Origin of the sequence: Paracoccus aurantiacus (assembly GCF_007993065.1) — a bacterium.
GTDB lineage: Bacteria > Pseudomonadota > Alphaproteobacteria > Rhodobacterales > Rhodobacteraceae > Paracoccus > Paracoccus aurantiacus.
This window is the reverse complement of record NZ_VOPL01000002.1, coordinates 424,852-444,602: the sequence shown is the minus strand read 5'-3', so window position 1 is coordinate 444,602 and position 19,751 is coordinate 424,852. Positions and strand designations below refer to the sequence as shown.

Sequence of the window (19,751 nt, the reverse complement as noted above, 5' to 3'; positions counted from 1 at the left end):
AGGCAAGAACAACAGGGACCAAGACTTGAGCGATAATGCCATTTTCCGCGCCGAAGGTCTGAGCAAGACCTATCCGGGCGTCAAGGCCAATGATGCCATTTCGTTCGAAGTTCGGTCGGGCGACATCCACGCACTTCTGGGCGAAAACGGGGCCGGCAAATCGACGCTGGTCAAGACGATTTACGGGTTGGTGCGCCCCGATGAAGGGCAGATGTGGCTGGACGGTCAGCCCTTCGCCCCCGCCGATCCCCATGCCGCACGTGCGGCGGGCGTGGGCATGGTCTTTCAGCATTTCAGCCTGTTCGACGCGATGACCGTGGCCGAAAATATCGCGCTTGGTCTGGACCATCCCCCGCCCCGGCGCGAACTGGCCAGCCGCATCGCAACCCTTTCGGAAGAATATGGCCTGCCGCTGAACCCCGCCCGCCGCATTGCCGATCTGTCTGCCGGCGAGCGGCAGCGGGTGGAAATCATCCGCGCCCTTCTGGGCAATCCGCGCCTGCTTATCATGGACGAACCGACCAGCGTGCTGACGCCGCAGGAAGCTGAAATCCTGTTCGCGACGCTGAAGAAGCTGGCCGCGAACGGCACCTCGATCCTGTATATCAGCCACAAGCTGGAAGAAATCCGCGCGAATTGCGACCGCGCGACGATCCTGCGCGGCGGACGCGTGATCGACAGCGCCGATCCGCGCGCGCATTCAGCACGGGAACTGGCCGCGATGATGGTCGGCGGGGAAATGCGCGAAATCGACCGATCGGGCCGCAGTCCCGGCGCGGAACTGCTCGCGGTCCGCGACCTGACCCTGGCCGCACAGTCGGTTGATGGCACATCGTTGAAATCCGTCTCGCTTCAGGTCCACACGGGCGAGGTGCTGGCCATCGGCGGCGTCGCGGGCAACGGGCAAGAGGAACTGCTGTCCGCGCTGTCGGGCGAAATCCCGTCGCCTGTTGGCACCGTCACGCTGGAAGGCGCGGATCTGTCGCGCATGGGTCCGACACAGCGCCGCCGCGCAGGCCTTCTGGCCGCGCCCGAGGACCGGCTGGGCCATGCCGCCGTCCCCGGCTTTTCGCTGACCGACAATGCACTGCTGACGGCCACGGTGCGGCAGGATTTGGCCCCCGGCGGGATGATCCGGCACGGTGCGGCGCGGGACTTCACGCAGAAGGTCATCGCCGAATTCGACGTGCGCACGCCGGGGCCGGACACGGCGGCGCGCGCCCTGTCGGGCGGCAACCTGCAAAAATTCGTCATCGGCCGCGAAGTCCTGCAGGCCCCCCGCGTGCTGGTCGTGAACCAGCCAACATGGGGGGTCGATGCGGGTGCCGCGGCCTCCATCCGTCAGGCGCTGCTGAACCTTGCGGCTGGCGGGGCGGGCGTCATCGTCATCAGTCAGGATCTGGACGAACTGCTGGAACTTGGCGACCGTTTCTGCGCACTGAACGGGGGGCAGCTTTCCGATCCGCGCCCGGTCGAGGGGCTGAGCCTTGACGAGATCGGCCTGATGCTGGGCGGCGCCCACGGGACGGAGGTCGCCCATGTGGACGCTTGAACCCCGCAGCGATGCGCCCCTGATCTGGCAAATCGCGACGCCGATCATGGCGGTCATCGCCACGATGCTGACCGGCGCGCTTCTGTTCGGCCTGATGGGCTATGACCCCGTTGCCGCCATCCGCACCATCTTCTGGGACCCGCTGTTCGGCGCATCTGCGGGTTATTCCCGCCCGCAACTGCTGGTGAAGGCCGGCCCGCTGATCCTGATCGCCTGCGGTCTGGCTGTAGGTTTCCGTGCCGGCATCTGGAACATCGGGGCCGAGGGGCAATACATCATGGGCGGCATCGCCGGTGCCGCCGTGGCCCTTGCCGCCTATCCGGCCGAGGGCTGGTGGATATTTCCCGCCATGGTCATCGCGGGCGCATTCGGCGGCTGGGTCTGGGGCATGATCCCTGCGATGCTGCGCAACTGGTTCGGGGCGTCAGAAATCCTCGTCTCGCTGATGCTGGTCTATGTGGCGCAGAAGATCGCCGCATGGATGGCTTTCGGGCCGATGCGCAACCCGGAAGGCTTCGGGATGCCCGGATCGCGCAACCTGTCGCAATACGCGTCGGCCTCGAACCCGGAAATGTTCCCCGGCACCGGCATCCATTGGGGCGTGATCGCCGCCGCATTCGCCGTTTTCGGCGTCTGGGTGCTGATGTCGCGCCATATCCGCGGGTTGCAGATCCGCGCCGCGGGCGAGGCCCCGCGTGCCGCCCGCTTCGCCGGTGTAAAGCCGTCCGCCCTTGTCGCGTTCTGCCTTGGCCTGTCGGGCGCATTGGCCGGCATGGCCGGGTTGTTCGAGGCCGCAGGCCCCGCAGGCCAGATCACCGACGGGTTCGGATCGGGCTATGGCTTTACCGCCATCATCGTCGCGTTTCTGGGCCGGTTGCACCCGGTTGGCATCGTGCTGGCCGGGCTGCTGATGGCGCTGACCTATATCGGCGGAGACATTGCGCAGCTGATGCTGCAAATGCCCGCCGCGACGGTGCAGGTCTTTCAGGGCATGCTGCTGTTCTATCTGCTGGGCTTCGATCTTCTGACCCGCTACCGCATCCGCAGAAGGGTCACGGCATGAGCGATGCGCCGCAAAAGCCGGAACTGCCCTCGCCCCTGCATTTTCTAGGCGAAGTTCTTTTTGGCGCAATGATGGGCCTTTTGCCGGCATTCCTGATTTTTCTGACCTTCAATGCCGGTTTCACCAATGCCATTGGTATCATGGCCATCATCCTTGTCTTTGGCGGGCTTTATCACTTCGCGGGCTGGGTCATCGTCATGGCACCACTCCACATTCTGCGGTGGAGCTGGCGTAAGCTGACAGGGCAACCGTCCCCCGCGCCCATACCGCCAGCACCCCCTGCCGCGCCCCGCCACTGGGTCGAGAGGGCTGGCTTTTGGTCCGGTTTCGCGCTGATCAATCTGCTGATGCTGCGGGCCGGCCTGAACATCTCCGAGGGGCTATCATGATCGACCTGACCACCCTGATCGTGATGATCCTGTCCGCAGCCACGCCGATTCTGTTCGCTGCTTTGGGAGAGCTGATCGCCGAACGCGCGGGCGTGCTGAACCTCGGCGTCGAGGGGATGATGATCGCGGGCGCGCTGGCGGGTTTTGCCGCAGCCCACGCTACGGGCAGCCCTGCCATAGGCTTCGCCGTCGCCGCCATCGCGGGCGCTGCACTGTCGATGATCTTCGGGGTGCTGACCCAGTATCTGCTGACCAATCAGGTCGCGACGGGGCTTGCGCTGACGCTGTTCGGCCTGGGGCTGACGGCGCTGTTCGGCAAGCCATATGAAGGGGTCAAGGCGCCCTCGATGGCGCAGGGGCCGCTGGGGCTGAACTGGATCATCTGGCTGGGGCTGCTGGCGGTGCCGCTGATCTGGTGGTTCCTGAACCGGTCGCGCCCCGGCCTGATCCTGCGCGGGATCGGCGAAAACCACCACGCCGCCCATGCGCTTGGCCACAAGGTCCGCCCCGTGCGTCTTGCGGCGATTGCCTTTGGCGGGGCCATGGCCGGGATCGGCGGGGCCTACATTTCCATCGCCACCGTCCTGCAATGGACCGAGGGCATGACCGCAGGCGCGGGCTGGATCGCGCTTGCGCTGGTGGTATTTTCGGGCTGGCGCGCTGTCGGCGTGCTGGCAGGCGCGTGGCTGTTCGGCGGGGTCACGGTCCTGCAGTTGCGGCTGCAGGCGGCGGGCGTCAACGTGCCGGTGCAACTGCTGGCGATGGCGCCCTATCTGGTGACAATCCTCGCGCTCGTCCTCATCTCGGCCCGGCGTGGTTCGGCATCGCCCGGATCACTGGGCCAGATCTTTCATACAACAAGCTGACATAAACAGGGAGAATATCCATGCAGCGCAGAACGTTCCTTATCACTACCGCGGCGGTCGCTGCGCTGACCGGCGTCCCGGCGCTGGCGCAGGATGGCGAGAAGCTGAAAGTCGGCTTCATCTATGTCGGCCCGGTTGGCGACGGCGGCTGGACCTATCAGCACGATCTGGGCCGCAAGGCGGTCGAGGCCGAATACGGCGACCGGATCGAAACCACGTTCATCGAAAGCGTTCCCGAAGGTGCGGACGCCGAACGGGCCATCACCCAGCTTGCGCTGGCAGGCAACAAGCTGATCTTCACCACCAGCTTCGGCTTCATGGATGCCACCATCAACGTCGCGCAGAAATTCCCGGATGTGAAATTCGAACACGCCACCGGCTACAAGCGCGCCGACAACGTGTCGACCTATGATGCGCGGTTCTATGAAGGCCGGGCCGTCATGGGCACCATCGCGGGGCGTATGACAAAATCGAACAAGATCGGCTATATCGGGTCCTTCCCGATCCCCGAGGTCATTCAGGGCATCAACTCGTCCTTCATCCACGCCAGGAAGGTGAACCCGGATGTAGAGATGAAGGTGGTCTGGGCGTATAGCTGGTTCGATCCCGCGAAAGAAGCTGACGCCGCCGCCGCCCTGATCGCTGAAGGTGTGGACGTGATCCTGCAGCACACCGATTCAACCGCCCCGCTTGCCAAAGCGCAGGAAGCAGGTGCCATCGGGTTCGGCCAGGCATCTGACATGGCTGCGTTCAAGCCCTCGCCCCGCGTGTCCGCGATCATCGACAACTGGGCGCCCTATTACATCAATCGGGTCGGTGCCGTTCTGGACGGCACATGGGAATCGCAGGGGGTCTGGCTGGGCATTGGCGACGGCGAAGTCGAAATCGGCGAGATCACCGAAGCTGTCCCCGCCGAAGTAAAGGCCGAGGCCGAAGCACTGAAGGAACAGATCGCTTCCGGGGCCTACCACCCCTTCACCGGCCCGCTGAAGAAGCAGGACGGCAGCGACTGGCTGGCCGAAGGCCAGACCGCCACGGATGAGGATTTGTCGCAGATGAACTTCTATGTCGAAGGCATCACGGCAGAAATTCCGAAGTAAACCTGCGATCAGGTCTGAAAGCCGGGGCCTGCATGGTCCCGGCTTTTCCATGCGCAGAGGTTCGTTCAGTCGGCCTTGGGCAGTTGCGATAACAGGTAAGCGCGCGGCAACGCCAACACGTCCAGCGGCGCATCGACTTCCAGCGCCTTGCGCAGGTAGACACCGTCGATCAGCGCGCCAAGCGTTTCAGCCACCGGCTTCGCGCGATCTGTCAGAAGGAGTCGCAATTCTGCCAGCAGGTTCGAACGCAGCCTGCGGTGATAGATACGCAGCAGACGCGCCGCACTTTCGTCCTGTTGTGCCAGCACATAGAAATTCAGCCACGCCGCGACCGTCGCCGCGTCGAAATGTTCCGGCCCCAGACTCGCATCCAGCAGCGCCAGCAGCCTGCCCCTTGGCCCGGTCGCGCCTGCCAGCGCCTCGCTGACGGCGACGCCGTAGCGGCGCAGAATCTCGCGCATGGCAGACAGAAACATCTGATCTTTCGACCCGAAATAGTGATGCGCCAGCGCGGGTGACATGCCTGCTTCGCGGGCAATATCCGCCACGGTGACATCAAGCGTGCCTGATCGCGCAATCGTTTGGATTGCGGCGTTGATCAAATCGGTCTTTCTGGTAGTCTGCCGGGCACGCTTACGCATCCGCGCACCTCGCGGTCGGTTTTGCGAACAGATAACCCTTATTGATTGACCCGTCAATCAATAATTTCCGAGGAGAGACCATGACCCGTATCGCCGCCCTGCTGCTGAGTGCCGCTTTCGCCCTGCCCGCATCCGCGCAGGAACCCGCCGCGTGCAAGGAGGTCAGCTTCTCTGATGTCGGTTGGACCGACATTACCGCGACGACCGCCGTCGCGACCACCATTCTGGATGCGCTTGGCTACGACACCGACATTCAGGTCATGTCGCTGCCGGTCACGTTCACGGCCATGTCGACCAACGATGTCGATGTTTTCCTTGGCCTTTGGATGCCGTCGATGAGTGCGGACGTAACGCCCTATACCGATGCTGGCACCATAGATATCGTGCGCACCAATCTTACCGGGGCGAAATACACGCTTGCCACCAACAAGGCAGGTGCGGATCTGGGCATCACCGATTTCGCGAAGATAGCCGAACACAAGGACGATCTGGACGGCAAGATCTATGGGATCGAGGCCGGGAATGACGGCAACCGCCTGCTGCTGGAGATGATCGCCGAGGATAAATTCGGCCTTGGCACATTCGAACTCGTCGAATCGTCCGAACAGGGGATGCTCGCACAGGTGAAGCGCGAGACCCGCGGCGAAAAGCCGGTCGTCTTTCTGGGCTGGGAGCCGCATCCGATGAACTCTGAATTCCAGATGACCTATCTGACCGGCGGCGACGATATTTTCGGACCCAACCTTGGCGGGGCAGAGGTTCAGACGACGACCCGCGCGGGCTTCGTCGCGGAATGCCCGAATATCGGGAAGTTCCTGCAGAACCTCGAATTCACGCTGTCGATGGAGAATGAGATCATGGGCGCGATCCTGAACGATCGCGCGCGCCCAGCCGATGCCGCGACAGACTGGCTGAAGGCCAACCCCGATGCCGCGACGGTGTGGCTTGACGGCGTCACCGCTCAGGACGGTCGCGACGCTGTCGAGGTGCTGACCGCCGCGCTTGAAGGCTGAGCGGGCCTTGGCACGCTTGACCACGCGGCTCGCGGACTGGTTCGCGGGCGAAAAAATCCCGGTCGGCGACACCGCCGACCGGGTTTTCGACTGGCTGACGGTAAATGCATCAGGCCTTTTCGATGCGATCGCGGCAGGCATGCAGGCGATGATCGACGCGATCCTGTGGGCCCTTATCACGCCCCCGCCGCTTGCGGTGATCGCCGTGTTCATGCTGATTGCGTTGCTTTTACAGCGGCACTGGCTGACGGTCATCGGCGTGATGCTGGGCTTTCTTTACATTCTCAATCAGGGCTACTGGGAAGAGACGATGCAGTCGCTGACCCTGGTGCTTGCATCCTGCCTCGTCTGCATGGCGATTGGCGTCCCGACGGGTATTGCGCTGGCGCACCGGCCGAGGCTTTATTCCTGGACGCGGCCGCTTCTGGATCTGATGCAGACCCTGCCGAGCTTTGTCTACCTGATCCCGGCGATCGTTTTCTTCGGCATCGGGCTGGTGCCCGGCCTGATCGCCACGGTGATCTTCGTGCTGCCTGCACCCATCCGCCTGACACAGCTTGGCATTTCTTCGACCCCGGTCGCGCTGCGCGAAGCCGCCACAGCATTCGGCGCGACCCCGCGTCAACTGCTGTGGAAGGTCGAACTGCCAAGCGCCCTGCCCCAGATCATGGCCGGACTGAACCAGACGATCATGCTGTCACTGTCGATGGTTGTCATTGCCGCGCTTGTCGGGGCGTCGGGCCTTGGCGTTCCGGTCGTCCGGGCACTTAACAGCGTCAATACCGGGCTTGGCTTCGAATCGGGCATGGTCATCGTCGTGGTTGCCGTCATGCTCGACCGGATGCTGCGCGTCAGGAGGAAATCGTGAACGCAATCGAATTCGACAACTGCTCGATTCTGTTCGGAAAGGACAGCAAGCACGCGCTTTCACTCGCGGATGAGGGGATGGAGCGCCCCGCCATCAAGGAGGCGACGGGCTGCGTGCTTGGCGCGCATAATGCGTCGCTAAGCGTGGCAGAGGGCGAAATTGTCGTGCTGATGGGGCTGTCGGGTTCTGGAAAATCGACCCTGCTTCGCGCGGTGAACGGGCTGAACGACGTGACACGCGGCGATGTGCGTGTGCGGATGGGTTCGCGCATGGTGTCGGTTCCTGATGCGGATCGCGCTTGCCTCAGGGCGCTTCGGCTGGGGCATGTCTCGATGGTGTTTCAGCAATTCGGCCTGCTGCCCTGGCGCAGCGTCGCCGAGAATATCGGCCTCGGGCTGGAACTTGCCGGCGCAACGCCCGCGTCGCGCCGCGCACGTGTGGACGCACAACTTGCCGCGGTCGGTCTGGACGGATGGGCCGACAGGCCCGTGGCCGAACTTTCCGGCGGCATGCAGCAGCGCGTCGGGCTGGCCCGCGCCTTCGCAACAGAAGCGCCGATACTGTTGATGGACGAACCTTTCAGCGCGCTCGACCCGCTGATCCGTTCCCGCTTGCAGGATGAATTGCTGGACCTTCAGCGAGAATCGCGGCGCACCATCCTTTTCGTCAGTCACGACCTTGACGAGGCATTCAAGCTGGGAAACCGGATCGCGCTGATGGATGGCGGGCGCATCGTCCAGACCGGCACAGCGCGCGAAATCCTCGCCCGTCCGGCGAATGATTACGTCGCCGATTTCGTGTCGCATCTGAACCCGCTGGACGTGCTGACGGCCTCTGATCTGGCCGAGGCCGGCAAGGCAGATGGGTCCCCGCTGCCGGCCGATATGCCGCTGAAACAGGTGCTTTCCGCGCTTGCCGACAACACCGCCTGTCCGGTTGCCGGTGGTGGCGTCATCACGCGCGACGCGGTGCTGCGACGGCTTGCTGCGGCCTGATCGTTGCCAAATGGCCACGATGGGCGAAAGTTCTGCCCGGCCCCTTGATCGGCGCACCCATGTGGCTAGGCTTCGGCCAATCGCAACTGCCACGGAGGAGGGCAATCATGATCCATGCTAAGCGCGCCCGCCTTGATGGCACTTCGGAACTTTTTCAGGCCCGACGCTGGCTGCTCTGCACCACCGCCTGATTTTTCCAGCCTTCAGCAGCACAAGCTGCGCTCCCTTTGATCCAGAATCATATCCCTGCCATGCGCCTGTGACGCATGTCGGGTCCGAGGTTTGCGATGAATATCCAGTTAAAGCCGGGGCGGGTCGTCCCGCAGGACCATATCGAATATCTGATTGCACGCTATGGGTGGGCGAAGGTGACTTACCTGCTCTTGACCTATGGTCTCAGGCGCAAACGGCTCGGCCTGCGGCGGCACAAGGCCGCAACGCTCTCGCCGCCGCCGTCAGATGCCTATCTGCGCCGTGATATCGGGTTGCCGCATGACCAGCCGGTCCCGCGGCATTATTGGGAATTGCGCTGAAGGGACGCGGCTGCTTTCAGCCGCGCCTCTCGCCATGTGATGTAACTGATCGCGGCGATCATCATGCCGCCGCCAAGAAGAACCATTGGATCAAAAGGCTCGTGGAACAGCACGACGCCAAGCAGGCTCGCCCAGATAAGCTGCACGAACGTGATCGGCTGCGTCACCGACATGGGCGCGACAGCGAAGGCGCGCGTCATCGTGTAATGGCCGGCTGTCGCGAAAACCGCGACCAGTGCAAGGCCCAGAACCTGCCCCCAGCTTGGCGGCACCCAGACGGATAGTGCGATCGGTGCCAACCCGGCCGACACGGTCAGCGCCATCATCGTGACCACGACCTCGGCTGACGCACGCTGTGCAAGCTTTCGCGCGACCAGATAGGACATCCCGAAAGCCACCGCCGCACCGACCTGCGCCAGATGCCCCATATCAAGCGCGCGCATGCCGGGGCGGATAACCACAAGCGCCCCGACAAGCGCGACAAGAATCGCAAGCCCGCGCCGCCATGACAGGCTTTCCCCCAGCAGGATCGCGGCGCCGAGCGTGGCGATTATAGGGTTCAGAAATCCGATTGCGGTCACCTCGGCGATCGGAATCCGGGTCATGGCGAAAAACCACAGGATCACCGCCACGACATGCAGCGCGCCGCGAAGCAGGAAGGACCAGCGCAGTTCGCGGGGAACGCCCTGTCGCGAGATGCGGATCAGAACCGGCGCGAGAAGCAGCAATCCGAACAGAAACCGGATAAAGGCAGATTGCGCGGCGGGAAGCCCCGCGCCGAAGTGCTTTACCAGCGCATTGACCGCAACGAAGCAAAGCCCCGTCACCAGCATCCAGCCGACGCCGGCCAGATCTTTGCGCTGTGCCTCGTCCACCCATCACTCCAGAATCAGTTTGGCAGCGATAGACCACATGATGAAAGCAATTGCCAGATCAAGTACTTGCCAGGCGCGGGGCCGCGCAAAGACCGGCGCCAGAAGTCGCGCGCCATAGCCAAGCGAAAAGAAGAACAGGAAGGACCCCGTCACCGCACCCGCCGCAAAAGATGCCTTGTCGGTGAAACCGGACGACACCGCGCCAAGCAGAACCACCGTATCCAGATAGACATGCGGGTTGGCCCATGTCAGCGCCGCGATCATCGCGAGCGTTGGCCAGAACGGCGCGGCCTGCCCGGCGGCGCGCAGCGCATCGCCGCCGGCAAACGCGGAACGTGCCGCGCGAAGCCCGTAATAGATCAGAAACGCCGCGCCGCCCCAGCGCATCGCCTCGGTAAACCAGGGCGCGACGCGGCCAAGCATCTCTGCCCCGAACACGCCAATCGTGACGAGAATCGCGTCCGAAAGGGCGCAGAAAAGGCAAATGGCAAAGACGTGGCTGCGCAGCAGGCCCTGACGCAGGACGAATGCGTTTTGGGCCCCGATTGCGACGATCAGCGACAGCCCCGTTCCTAGCCCGACAAGATATGTGTGCATCTCGATCCCCTTACTTCGAAGGCTTCATGCACCGGCGAGTGGCATTATTGAAATTCATTCTGATAATCTGTAATCAGTAATTCTAATGCTCGATTACCCCGCCCTTGCAGCATTGTCGGAAATCGCGCGACGCGGTTCCTTCGAGGCTGCGGCCCACGCCCTAGGGATTACGCAGTCGGCGGTTTCACAGCGCATCAAGCTGCTTGAGGCACGTATGGGTCAGGTTCTGCTTGATCGCGGCCCGCCAGTCGTAACGACCGAGGCAGGTCGCCGCCTTGTCGCGCATCACGATCAGGTCCGCTTGCTCGAGGCCGGTCTGGCCACCGACAAGCCCGATCCCTCGCAGCGCCCGTTCATCCGCATCGCGATCAATGCGGACAGCCTTGCAACCTGGGCAATTGCGGCGCTTCCGCAGGCGCCGGGGCTGCTCGATCTGGTCATTGACGATCAGGATCACGCGGGCAGATGGCTTCGCGCCGGTTTGGTGAGCGCCGCAATCACGGCAGAGCCGGGCCCGGTAGCCGGATGCGACAGTTACCCGCTCGGGTCGATGATCTATCTTGCGGTGGCAAGCCCCGGCTATATCGCGCGGCATTTTCCGGACGGCGCAACAGCGCAAGCGCTCGCGAATGCGCCGGCGCTTACGTTCAACAGCAAGGATGGTCTGCAGGATCGCTGGGTAAGGCAGGTGACGGGCAAGCGGATCGCGCTGCCAAGCCATATGATCCCGTCGTCCGAGGCATTTGCCCAGGCAACCCGGCTGGGCATGGGTTGGGGAATGAACCCGCAGGTGCTGATCGCGTCCGATCTGCGGGCCGGACGCCTTGCAGAACTGCTGCCGGACGCGCCCCTGCCGGTGCCGCTTTACTGGCAGGTGGCGCGGATCATGGCCCCGTCACTGGCGCCGCTGACCCGCGCAATCCGCCGGGCAGCGCGCGAGGCGCTGCAGACGTTGTGATTAAAGGTCGGCCGCAACCTGCTCGGACAGGTCGAAATTGCCGGTGACGGTCTGCACGTCATCGTCATCTTCCAATGTCTCGATCAGCTTCATCAGCTTCTGCGCAGTCTCCAGATCGTCAATCTCTGTCGGCGCCTGCGGCTTCCAGATCAGCTTCGTCGTTTCCGATTCGCCAAGCTCGGCCTCCAGCGCTGCGGCGACATCGTTCAGGTCGGTGTCGGCGCAATAGATCCAGTGGCCGTCTTCGTCCGATTCCACGTCATCGGCCCCGGCTTCGATTGCGGCCATCATCACCGTGTCCGCGTCGCCGACGCTTGCCGGGTACATGATCTCGCCCATCCGGTCGAACATGAAGGCGACGCTGCCGGTCTGACCCATATCGCCGCCCGACTTGGTGAAATAGCTGCGGACATTGGACGCGGTGCGGTTGCGGTTATCCGTCATCGCCTCGACCATGATCGCGATGCCGTTCGGGCCGTAGCCTTCGTAACGGATCTCGTCATAGTTTTCTGCATCGCCGCCAATGGCTTTCTTGATGGCGCGGTCAATCACGTCCTTGGGAACAGAGTTCGACTTCGCCTCTTTCACCGCAAGACGCAGACGCGGGTTCTTGTCGGGATCGGGGTCGCCCATCTTTGCTGCGACGGTGATTTCCTTCGCAAGCTTCGAAAACAGCTTCGAGCGGATCGCATCCTGCCGACCCTTGCGGTGCTGGATGTTCGCCCATTTGGAATGGCCAGCCATGGCGTGCTCCTTGGGTATTTGTAGATCGGTATCTGTAAGATTGGCTGTCTATAGGCACAGCCCGCAGGTCAGGCAAGCGTCAGACGCCGCAAAGCCATTCGCGAGCGGCATCAGCCCCGCCGACGGGCCACCTTAGTCGTTATCGTCATCCTGACGCAGCCGCGGGCGCTTGAACTGGTAGGTCTTGCCGTCCGACGTCGTCAGTGAAACCTCGGCATAGGGCTCGGTGACGACATTGCCAAGATAGCTTGGCCGATCAATCGTCACACGGTATTGCGCCGGAACCGGGCATCCGCTCAGATCACCGGCAAGGTTCTGCGATATCTCCTCGACCCGGCACTGCACGCCGTTCGAGAAGATGACCGTCAGCCGGTCATTCAGCAGGAATATCTCGTCCGGGACGGCCTGGGATGCAGGAATTGCGCAAGCCGAAAGGCTCGCCGTCGCGGCACATGCCGCCAAAAGTTGCTTGAGGGCCATTGTTTCCTCCCTAGAGAGGCCAGAAAATGGGGATAACCAGCGCCGCCGTCAACGCCATCAGCGCGTTCAGCGGCAAACCGACCCTGATAAAGTCGGAAAAGCGATAGCCGCCCGGTCCATAGACAAGCGTATTGGTCTGATAGCCGATCGGGGTCGCGAAACTGGCAGACGCGCCCATCATCACTGCGATGATAAGCGGTCGCGGATCGACGCCAAGCGAATGAGCAAGGCTGATCGCGACCGGCGTGACGATGACCGCCACGGCGTTATTGGTAACCGTTTCGGTCAACGCCATTGCCAGAAGATAGACCGCGAGCACCAGCCCCCAATGCGGCAAGTCGTTCAGAACGGGCGATATCCACGAAACCACCAACTCGACTGTCCCGGAATTGTCCAGGCCGGACCCGACCGCGAGCATGCCGAAGATCAGTGCCAGCAAACGCCCGTCAACGAAGCTGAGCGCCTCGTCGGCGTCGATACAGCGCGTGCCCAGAACGATGGCAACACCGATGAAGGCCAGAAGCAAGATCGGGGCGACGTCGAAGGCAGAAAGCACGACGACGCCAGCCAGCACGGCCACAACGATGGGCGCATGCTTGCGACGAAAGGCGCGGTCAGACGGCGCCGTGACCTCGACCATCTCCATATCGGCGGCGAGGCGCTGGATATCGGCGGGCGCACCTTCCAGAAGCAGCGTGTCGCCGACGCGCACGACCAGATCGTCAAGCTGGCGTCCGATATTCTGGTTGCGGCGATGCGCCGCCAGCACATAGACACCATAGCGCCGCCGCAGCCGCATGGACCCGAGCGAGCGCCCGACCATATGGCAGCCCGGGGTAATCAGCACCTCGACCGTGTTTGTCTGGACAGAGCTGAGCTTGTCCACCATCCGCAGGTCCTTGTTACCCTGAAGGCCCAGAACCTCGGACATGGGGGTGCGCAGCACGACCCGGTCGCCGGCCTCCAGCGACACGGCGCTCAGGTCGCGCCGAAGCGAGGCATCGCCGCGCAGCACGTCGATGACCCTCGCATTCTCGCGCGTGAAGATATCGACTTCGTCCAGCTTCTTGCCGATCAGGGTGCTGTCCTCGGGGATCGCGACCTCGGTGAAGAACTTCATCTTCGAGCGTGATGAGGACATCAGCGCGGACATGGAATCGCGCACCGGCAGCAGCTTGGGCGCGACGAAAAGCAGGTAGATCAGCCCGACAACCGCCATGGCGAGGCCGACGGGCGTAATCTCGAAAATACCGAAGGCGGGCTCGCCTGAAGCACGCGCAACGCCGTCAACAAGCAGGTTGGTCGATGTCCCAATCATCGTCACTGTCCCGCCGAGGATCGACAGGTAGGACAGCGGCATCAGCAGCTTCGAGGGCGGCTGGTCCAGCTCTCGGGCAAGCTGCATGAAGATCGGCATCATCACGACGACAAGCGGCGTGTTGTTCACGAAGGCCGACATGGCCAGAACTGTGGCCGAAAGCCCGGCGAGCGTCGCAAAGGGGCGCTGCTTGGCGTGTCGCGCTGCGTGCTGCCCGATCCAGTCAAGCGCGCCGGTCCGCACCAGACCGCCCACGATGATGAACATGAAGGCGATGGTCCAGGGGGCCGGATTCGCCAGCACTTTCGTGACTTCGTCGATGGGCATGATGCCAAGCACCAGCAACACCGCTGCACCAAGGATTGCAGTGACCTCAGGGGGATAAGTTTCGCGGACGAACAGGGTCAGCATCCCGGCGATGATGAACATCGTGGTGATTGCCGAGGCGGTTCCGGTCAGTTCGATACCGAACATTCATTCCTCAAGCTGGCTGCCGGCGAGGACCGGCCGATCCGGGGCATCTTTGGCTGATCCGCGCAGCCTGCGCAAGGGCAGGCTATAGCTCAGGCGGGCTCGGCCGGCAGCGCAGGCGCAAGCCTGCCACCCTGACGGATCGGCCATATGGCGCGCGCGAGGCCGGTCTGGTCGTCGGTTTCGACCAGAACCCCCGAAAGCGTTGCATCGCCCTGCGCCGGGGTGAAGCGCTCGCGGCTCATGCCGGTGACGAAGCGGCGCATCGGCTCGGCCTTTTCCATACCGATGATGCTGTCATAATCCCCGCACATTCCGGCGTCCGTCAGATAGCCCGTGCCGCGCGGCAGAATCTGCGCATCGCCGGTCGGCACATGGGTGTGCGTCCCGACGACGATGCTGGCCTTTCCATCGCAAAAATGCCCTGCGCCCATCTTCTCTGATGTTGCCTCGGCATGGAAATCTATCAGCGCTGCCTGTACACGCGCCATTGCGCCCAGCGGATGCGCCCGCAATGTCGCATCGAGCGCTGAAAACGGATCGTCATAGGCCCGCTTCATGAACACATTGCCAAGCACCTGCGCGACAAGAACCTTGCGCCCGCGCGTCGCCTCGAACACGCCAGCGCCGCGACCCGGTGCATCCTTGGCGAAGTTGATGGGGCGCAGCACACGCGGCTCTTTCTCGATAAAACCCAGCATGTCGCGCTGATCGAATGCGTGATCGCCAAGCGTAACCACATCGGCACCGGCATCCAGAAGAAGCTGCGCATGTCCCCCCGTCAGGCCCATCCCGCCGGATGCATTTTCGCCGTTCACGACGCAGAAGTCGGCACGCAGCGCTGCCTTCAGGTCGCCCAGATGCGCAGCAATTGCCGCGCGCCCTGACCGGCCCATAACGTCGCCCAAAAACAGTATGCGCATCCAGATCTCCTTGAGGTGAGGCTGTTTAGCGTCCGCAACCCGCAAAAGTCCATCGCCGACGCAAAACTGCGCACGGCCAAACCGGCGGCGATAAAACAGTTCTTAAGGTTTTCGACCTAAGGATTGCGCAGATCAGCAACGAGGACGGCGATGACCGAATCAACCCGATTGAGTGACAGCGATCGCGTCAGGGCGCTTAGCATGGCGCAGGCGATCATCGAATTCACACCGGACGGCAAGATCGTCGATGCGAATGACAATTTCCTTCATCTTATGGGGTACCGACGCGACGAAATCGTCGGACGGCACCATCGGATCTTCCTCAGGCCCGAGGTTGCGAACAGCCCGGACTATCCGGATTTCTGGCGCAACCTCAGTGCCGGCGCGTCCTTCACGGGCGAATTCGAACGCATCGCGCGGTCAGGCAAGACACTTTGGATAAACGGTTGCTACGCGCCGCTGATCGACCATGAAGGCAGGGTTGTGCGTGTGTTGAAAATGGCGACCGACATCACCGAGCAGAAAGCAGCGGTGGCCAGCCTGATCGAAGGTCTGGGCGAACTTTCGAAAGGCAAACTGCATTTCCGTATGACTGCGGATGTGCCGCCGGAATTTCGCGATGTACGCGAAAGCCTGAACCGCACGATCGAGAACTTCGCGGCAATGGTCGAGGAAATCCGTCTGAACGCCGCGATGATCCGTCAGGAAGCCTCGCAGATCGCGAAAGGGGCCGAGGATCTGGCGCGCCGCGGCGAAAGCCAGGCCGCGTCGCTGGAACAGACGGCCGCGGCGGTCGAGCAGATATCGGGCAATACCGCGATGACCAGTGGTGCCGCGCAGGATGCGAATGGCGCCGCAAAAGAAGCCGAGCAAGTCGTGAAGCAAGGCAACGAGGTGGTTTCAAACGCAGTTGCGGCGATCGAGCGTATCGAGCAGCACACGAAAAGCATGGGTGAATTTACCCGCGTGATCGAGAATTTTGCGTTTCAGACCAATCTTCTGTCGATCAACGCAGCGGTCGAGGCAGCGCGTGCGGGAGAGGTCGGCCGAGGCTTCGCGGTCGTCGCGCAAGAAGTGCGCAACCTCGCGCAGCAATCGGGAAAAGCCTCACAAAGTATTGCCGAACTGATCGGAAAAAGCGAGGCAGAGGTCCAGTCTGGCGCAGCGCTGGTTCGGCAGACCGGGAATTCGCTGACCAATATTCAGACCGCAGTTCGTGGCGTTGTCGACAATATCGCGGGCATCGCCCACGCCACGGCCGAGCAGGCAACCGGCGTGCAGGAGGTTTCATCTGCGCTGTCGCATCTCGACAGCGTCAACCAGGCCAATCTGTCAATGTCCGAGAGCTATGCCGCTGCGGCAAGCTCGCTCGCATCGCAGGTGAATAACCTGACCCAGCTTCTCGACAGGTTCGAAACCACGGCGGCAGGCAATCACAGACCAGGCGAAGGCCGCGAGGTGGCATAACGTGATCGCCGCGCAGCCATCACCGGCATGCTGAACGCGCGCCTTCAGCTTTGCCTGAGCGGCCAGACGCGACGCCGGTTGCCGCGTCTTTTCGAAGCTCACTGGCCCGAGCGTGGCCCGTTGCTCTGTAAAATCGTCACAATCCGCGCTTATATCGGCAGGGCCGCAGGGAGACCGATATGAACGACGACGCACAGGACTGGCTCGAGGCAGAGCTGCAGGATTCGCTCGACGAAGACTATGAGCTGGAGCTTGAGGACGCAGTCCTCAGTCGCGAGATCAAGCAGATCTATCGCGACACGCATCCCGATCAGCTTGATCGCAAGCGCTATTTCCAGGAACTGCTTCGCCTCCAGTCAGAACTTATCAAGCTTCAGGACTGGGTCAGCCACTACAAGGAAAAGGTCGTGGTGATCTTCGAGGGGCGCGACAGTGCGGGCAAGGGCGGCGCGATCAAGCGGATCACACAGCGCCTGAACCCGCGCGTGGCGCGCGTCGTCGCCCTGCCCGCCCCATCCGACCGCGAAAAGACGCAATGGTATTTCCAGCGATATGTGCCTCATCTTCCTGCCGGCGGTGAAATCGTGCTGTTCGACCGCAGCTGGTATAATCGTGCCGGCGTCGAACGGGTGATGGGCTTCGCATCCGAAAATCAGGTGCAGCAGTTCTTTGACGACGTTCCCGAATTTGAAAGAATGCTGGTCCGCTCGGGCATCAGGCTGGTGAAATACTGGTTCTCGATCACGGATGAGGAACAGCAGATGCGCTTTCTCATGCGCATTCACGACCCGATGAAGCAATGGAAGCTGTCGCCGATGGACCTGCAGGCCCGCGTCCGCTGGGAAGCCTATACCAAGGCAAAGGAAGAGATGTTCGAGCGCACCAATATCCCCGAAGCGCCGTGGTATATCGTTCCCGGCAATGACAAGCGCCGCGCCAGGCTGAACTGTATCGATCACCTGCTGTCGCTGATGCCCTATACGGAGGTCCCGCACGAGGATATTGCCCTGCCAGACCGCGTCTTTAACCCGGATTACGAACGCGATGTCCTGCCGCGTGACCTCTATGTGCCGCAAAAATACTGACCCCGGAAGCGGCGTCGCAGCGCGCGCTGCCGCGGAAGGCGAGAATCGGCGCGCGGATGACCGCTGCTTGTTGTTATTCCGGCCAGCTTCTTTATGATTGCGCGATGTTTCGGAATCTCATGTCTCGGCTCTTCAGTCAGGAAGCACCTGCCACGCCTCTGCGCGGTCAGGATGCCGAAGTTGCCTTGGCGGCTTTGCTGGTGCGCATCGCGCGCGCGGATGATCGCTATACCGCGCAGGAAGAACGGCGCATCGACAGCATTCTTGCACGCCGCAGGGGACTTGATGCGAACGAGGCTGCCGAGCGCCGCGCCGCTGCTGAGATGATCGAGGCTGAGGCCCCGGATACCGTCCGCTTCACCAGACTGATCAAGGACCGGATCGCGCTGGAAGATCGGAGCGATGTCCTTGCTGCCCTGTGGGAGGTCGTCTATGCGGACGGCAAGCGCTCTGCTGACGAAGAATCGCTCGTGCGTCTGGTTGCTGGCCTACTTGGCATCAATGACCGCGATTCGGGACTGATCCGGCAGCGTGTCATGTCCGAACTGGGCGTCGGCGAAGCCTGAACGCGCAAACCATCGGCGACCCCAGCCGCGCGAATGTTCAGCCCGCAACGCTCATCAGATCGCTTCGCCGGCGAACGCAATTCCGCACAGCGACCTAATCGCGAAAGCGGGCCGTGATACGGTCGATATCGGCAATCTGTGCCTCGGTCAGAAACCGCGTTGGCAATATCTGAAAGCTGTAATCCGAGACAAAGAACAGAAAGCTGTGCCGGTCCGAAAGGATCTTGTTATAGTCCGTCCATTGCACATCGCTTTGCGCATTCGGCGCGACCACCTTATAGCGTTTCTCGTTCCAGCTTACCTGCGCGGGCAGTCCGACCAGCTTGTCCTGACGAAAGCGGCGACGAATGACCAGCGGCGTCAGAACGAATGACATCAGCAGCAGAACGCCGACCATCAGCAGACCGTAGATCGCTGCGGCATGAAGCAGCCCATTCAACAGCCTCGCGCCCCGCGCACCGTCGAGATAATCGGACACGCCGAAGACAGCGATAGCGAACAGCCAGACGAGCAGAAGCCGGATAAGGGTTTTGCCACGACGATAGCCGCTTAACGCACGCAGGCGATGCGCGAGCCGGAAATCGCGCGGTGTCAGTTCGATGACGGCGCTTCGGACCAGATCGGTGGGTTGCATGCTGAATACCGTAAACTGCGCGACTGGCTATCCCCGGTCTATACAAGCATTTCGTGCCTTCCGCCACGCATCAGGTGAACCGCGCCCTGACGCACCTCCATCTCCTCCAGCCGGGTGTCGGGCCAGCCAAGAACGACAAGGCGGATCATCCGAAGGGTAATCCCGTGACAGACGATCGCCGTCGGTCCTGCCAGTGCCGACAGGGCCTCCGTTACGCGGCCACGCAGGTCCGACAGACGCTCTCCTCCCGGTGCGCGATCATACCAGCCCAGCCAGCTTTCCGCGAAAAGCGCGGGATAACAGGCCTCCAGCTCTGCACGGGTCCGGCCTTCGAATTCGCCGACAGAAATCTCGCGAAAGCGCTCATCGGTTGCGAAGCGTCGCCCGGCAAAGACAATTTCGGCCGTCGCGACCGCGCGGCCCAGCGGGCTGGCGCACAGCGCCGGTGGCGCCGCCGACGCCAGAACGGGGGCCATGATGTCTGCCTGCTTCGCCGCTTGCACCCTGCCCAAAGCCGTCAGCGGGCTGTCACGATGACCCTGCATGCGACCAACTGCATTCCATTCGGTCTGGCCATGTCGCATCAGGTACAGATCGGGCCAGTCGCGCATCT

The 19,751-nt window shown here is 62.5% G+C and carries 22 protein-coding genes; 13 read left to right on the top strand and 9 right to left on the bottom strand.

Translation table 11 applies throughout. The features are described 5' to 3' along the window. The first annotated feature begins 25 nt into the window (after positions 1-25). From FQV27_RS07645 to FQV27_RS07625, 5 genes are read left to right on the top strand one after another with little or no spacing between them, the layout of a single operon-like run. A complete protein-coding gene (locus tag FQV27_RS07645; RefSeq protein ID WP_246133031.1) occupies positions 26-1,552 on the top strand; it encodes an ABC transporter ATP-binding protein in 1,527 nt (508 codons plus the stop codon). Continuing rightward, positions 1,539-2,615, top strand: coding sequence for an ABC transporter permease (locus FQV27_RS07640; RefSeq protein WP_147097257.1), 1,077 nt, complete (start codon positions 1,539-1,541; stop codon positions 2,613-2,615). The genes FQV27_RS07645 and FQV27_RS07640 overlap by 14 nt, the downstream gene beginning before the upstream one ends. Beyond that, positions 2,612-3,004, top strand: coding sequence for a hypothetical protein (locus FQV27_RS07635; protein WP_147097256.1), 393 nt, complete (start codon positions 2,612-2,614; stop codon positions 3,002-3,004). The genes FQV27_RS07640 and FQV27_RS07635 overlap by 4 nt, the downstream gene beginning before the upstream one ends. Further along, the gene (locus FQV27_RS07630; protein ID WP_186827251.1) at positions 3,001-3,870 is read left to right on the top strand and encodes an ABC transporter permease; all 870 of its coding nucleotides are present in this window, start codon (positions 3,001-3,003) and stop codon (positions 3,868-3,870) included. Before FQV27_RS07635 ends, FQV27_RS07630 begins: the two co-directional genes overlap by 4 nt. Positions 3,871-3,890: 20 nt before the next feature. Continuing rightward, entirely contained in the window at positions 3,891-4,970 is a 1,080-nt protein-coding gene (locus tag FQV27_RS07625) for a BMP family ABC transporter substrate-binding protein (protein ID WP_147097255.1), read from the top strand. A 65-nt stretch (positions 4,971-5,035) separates the two neighbouring features. On the opposite strand, the gene betI is transcribed toward FQV27_RS07625, so the two are convergent. After that, the gene (gene betI / locus FQV27_RS07620; RefSeq protein WP_147097254.1) at positions 5,036-5,611 is read right to left on the bottom strand and encodes a transcriptional regulator BetI; all 576 of its coding nucleotides are present in this window, start codon (positions 5,609-5,611) and stop codon (positions 5,036-5,038) included. An 80-nt stretch (positions 5,612-5,691) separates the two neighbouring features. Here betI and choX point away from each other — a divergent pair, with 80 nt between their 5' ends. From choX to FQV27_RS07600, 4 genes are all read left to right on the top strand, one after another. Then, positions 5,692-6,624, top strand: a complete 933-nt coding sequence (choX, locus tag FQV27_RS07615; RefSeq protein WP_147097253.1) for a choline ABC transporter substrate-binding protein — start codon at positions 5,692-5,694, stop codon at positions 6,622-6,624. A 7-nt stretch (positions 6,625-6,631) separates the two neighbouring features. After that, complete coding sequence (choW, locus tag FQV27_RS07610; RefSeq protein ID WP_246133030.1) at positions 6,632-7,492, top strand: choline ABC transporter permease subunit; 861 nt, start codon at positions 6,632-6,634, stop codon at positions 7,490-7,492. Further along, the gene (locus tag FQV27_RS07605) at positions 7,489-8,487 is read left to right on the top strand and encodes a quaternary amine ABC transporter ATP-binding protein (RefSeq protein ID WP_186827250.1); all 999 of its coding nucleotides are present in this window, start codon (positions 7,489-7,491) and stop codon (positions 8,485-8,487) included. The genes choW and FQV27_RS07605 overlap by 4 nt, the downstream gene beginning before the upstream one ends. Before the next feature lie 287 nt (positions 8,488-8,774). Further along, positions 8,775-9,020: a hypothetical protein gene (locus FQV27_RS07600; protein WP_147097252.1), complete on the top strand. Its 246-nt coding sequence runs from the start codon at positions 8,775-8,777 to the stop codon at positions 9,018-9,020. Here the strand turns inward: FQV27_RS07600 and FQV27_RS07595 are convergent. Both FQV27_RS07595 and FQV27_RS07590 read right to left on the bottom strand, forming a co-directional pair. After that, positions 9,002-9,895 carry a DMT family transporter gene (locus FQV27_RS07595; protein WP_342779878.1) on the bottom strand — a complete coding sequence of 298 codons (894 nt, stop codon included), beginning with the start codon at positions 9,893-9,895 and terminating at the stop codon, positions 9,002-9,004. The genes FQV27_RS07600 and FQV27_RS07595 overlap by 19 nt on opposite strands. Positions 9,896-9,898: 3 nt before the next feature. Further along, complete coding sequence (locus FQV27_RS07590; protein WP_147097251.1) at positions 9,899-10,492, bottom strand: LysE/ArgO family amino acid transporter; 594 nt, start codon at positions 10,490-10,492, stop codon at positions 9,899-9,901. An 85-nt stretch (positions 10,493-10,577) separates the two neighbouring features. On the opposite strand from FQV27_RS07590, the gene FQV27_RS07585 reads away from it, so the two are divergent. Then, complete coding sequence (locus tag FQV27_RS07585; RefSeq protein WP_147097250.1) at positions 10,578-11,450, top strand: LysR family transcriptional regulator ArgP; 873 nt, start codon at positions 10,578-10,580, stop codon at positions 11,448-11,450. Here the strand turns inward: FQV27_RS07585 and FQV27_RS07580 are convergent, their stop codons facing one another. The 4 genes from FQV27_RS07580 to FQV27_RS07565 all read right to left on the bottom strand — a co-directional run bounded on the left by FQV27_RS07580 (position 11,451) and on the right by FQV27_RS07565 (position 15,386). Beyond that, positions 11,451-12,194: a YebC/PmpR family DNA-binding transcriptional regulator gene (locus FQV27_RS07580; protein WP_147097249.1), complete on the bottom strand. Its 744-nt coding sequence runs from the start codon at positions 12,192-12,194 to the stop codon at positions 11,451-11,453. 132 nt (positions 12,195-12,326) lie between these two features. After that, positions 12,327-12,674, bottom strand: coding sequence for a hypothetical protein (locus FQV27_RS07575; protein ID WP_147097248.1), 348 nt, complete (start codon positions 12,672-12,674; stop codon positions 12,327-12,329). A gap of 10 nt (positions 12,675-12,684) precedes the next feature. Then, a complete protein-coding gene (locus FQV27_RS07570) occupies positions 12,685-14,466 on the bottom strand; it encodes an SLC13 family permease (RefSeq protein ID WP_147097247.1) in 1,782 nt (593 codons plus the stop codon). 89 nt (positions 14,467-14,555) lie between these two features. Continuing rightward, complete coding sequence (locus FQV27_RS07565; RefSeq protein WP_147097246.1) at positions 14,556-15,386, bottom strand: TIGR00282 family metallophosphoesterase; 831 nt, start codon at positions 15,384-15,386, stop codon at positions 14,556-14,558. A 150-nt stretch (positions 15,387-15,536) separates the two neighbouring features. Between FQV27_RS07565 and FQV27_RS07560 the strand changes: the two genes are divergently transcribed. The 3 genes from FQV27_RS07560 to FQV27_RS07550 all read left to right on the top strand — a co-directional run bounded on the left by FQV27_RS07560 (position 15,537) and on the right by FQV27_RS07550 (position 18,504). Beyond that, the gene (locus tag FQV27_RS07560) at positions 15,537-16,853 is read left to right on the top strand and encodes a methyl-accepting chemotaxis protein (RefSeq protein WP_147097245.1); all 1,317 of its coding nucleotides are present in this window, start codon (positions 15,537-15,539) and stop codon (positions 16,851-16,853) included. Positions 16,854-17,032: 179 nt separating this feature from the next. Then, positions 17,033-17,938, top strand: a complete 906-nt coding sequence (gene ppk2, locus FQV27_RS07555; protein WP_147097244.1) for a polyphosphate kinase 2 — start codon at positions 17,033-17,035, stop codon at positions 17,936-17,938. Between the two features lie 104 nt (positions 17,939-18,042). Beyond that, entirely contained in the window at positions 18,043-18,504 is a 462-nt protein-coding gene (locus tag FQV27_RS07550) for a tellurite resistance TerB family protein (RefSeq protein ID WP_147097243.1), read from the top strand. 94 nt (positions 18,505-18,598) lie between these two features. Here the strand turns inward: FQV27_RS07550 and FQV27_RS07545 are convergent, their stop codons facing one another. Beyond that, positions 18,599-19,138 carry a YcxB family protein gene (locus FQV27_RS07545; protein ID WP_147097242.1) on the bottom strand — a complete coding sequence of 180 codons (540 nt, stop codon included), beginning with the start codon at positions 19,136-19,138 and terminating at the stop codon, positions 18,599-18,601. A 38-nt stretch (positions 19,139-19,176) separates the two neighbouring features. Beyond that, a complete protein-coding gene (locus FQV27_RS07540; protein WP_147097241.1) occupies positions 19,177-19,749 on the bottom strand; it encodes a histidine phosphatase family protein in 573 nt (190 codons plus the stop codon). Positions 19,750-19,751 lie beyond the last annotated feature (2 nt).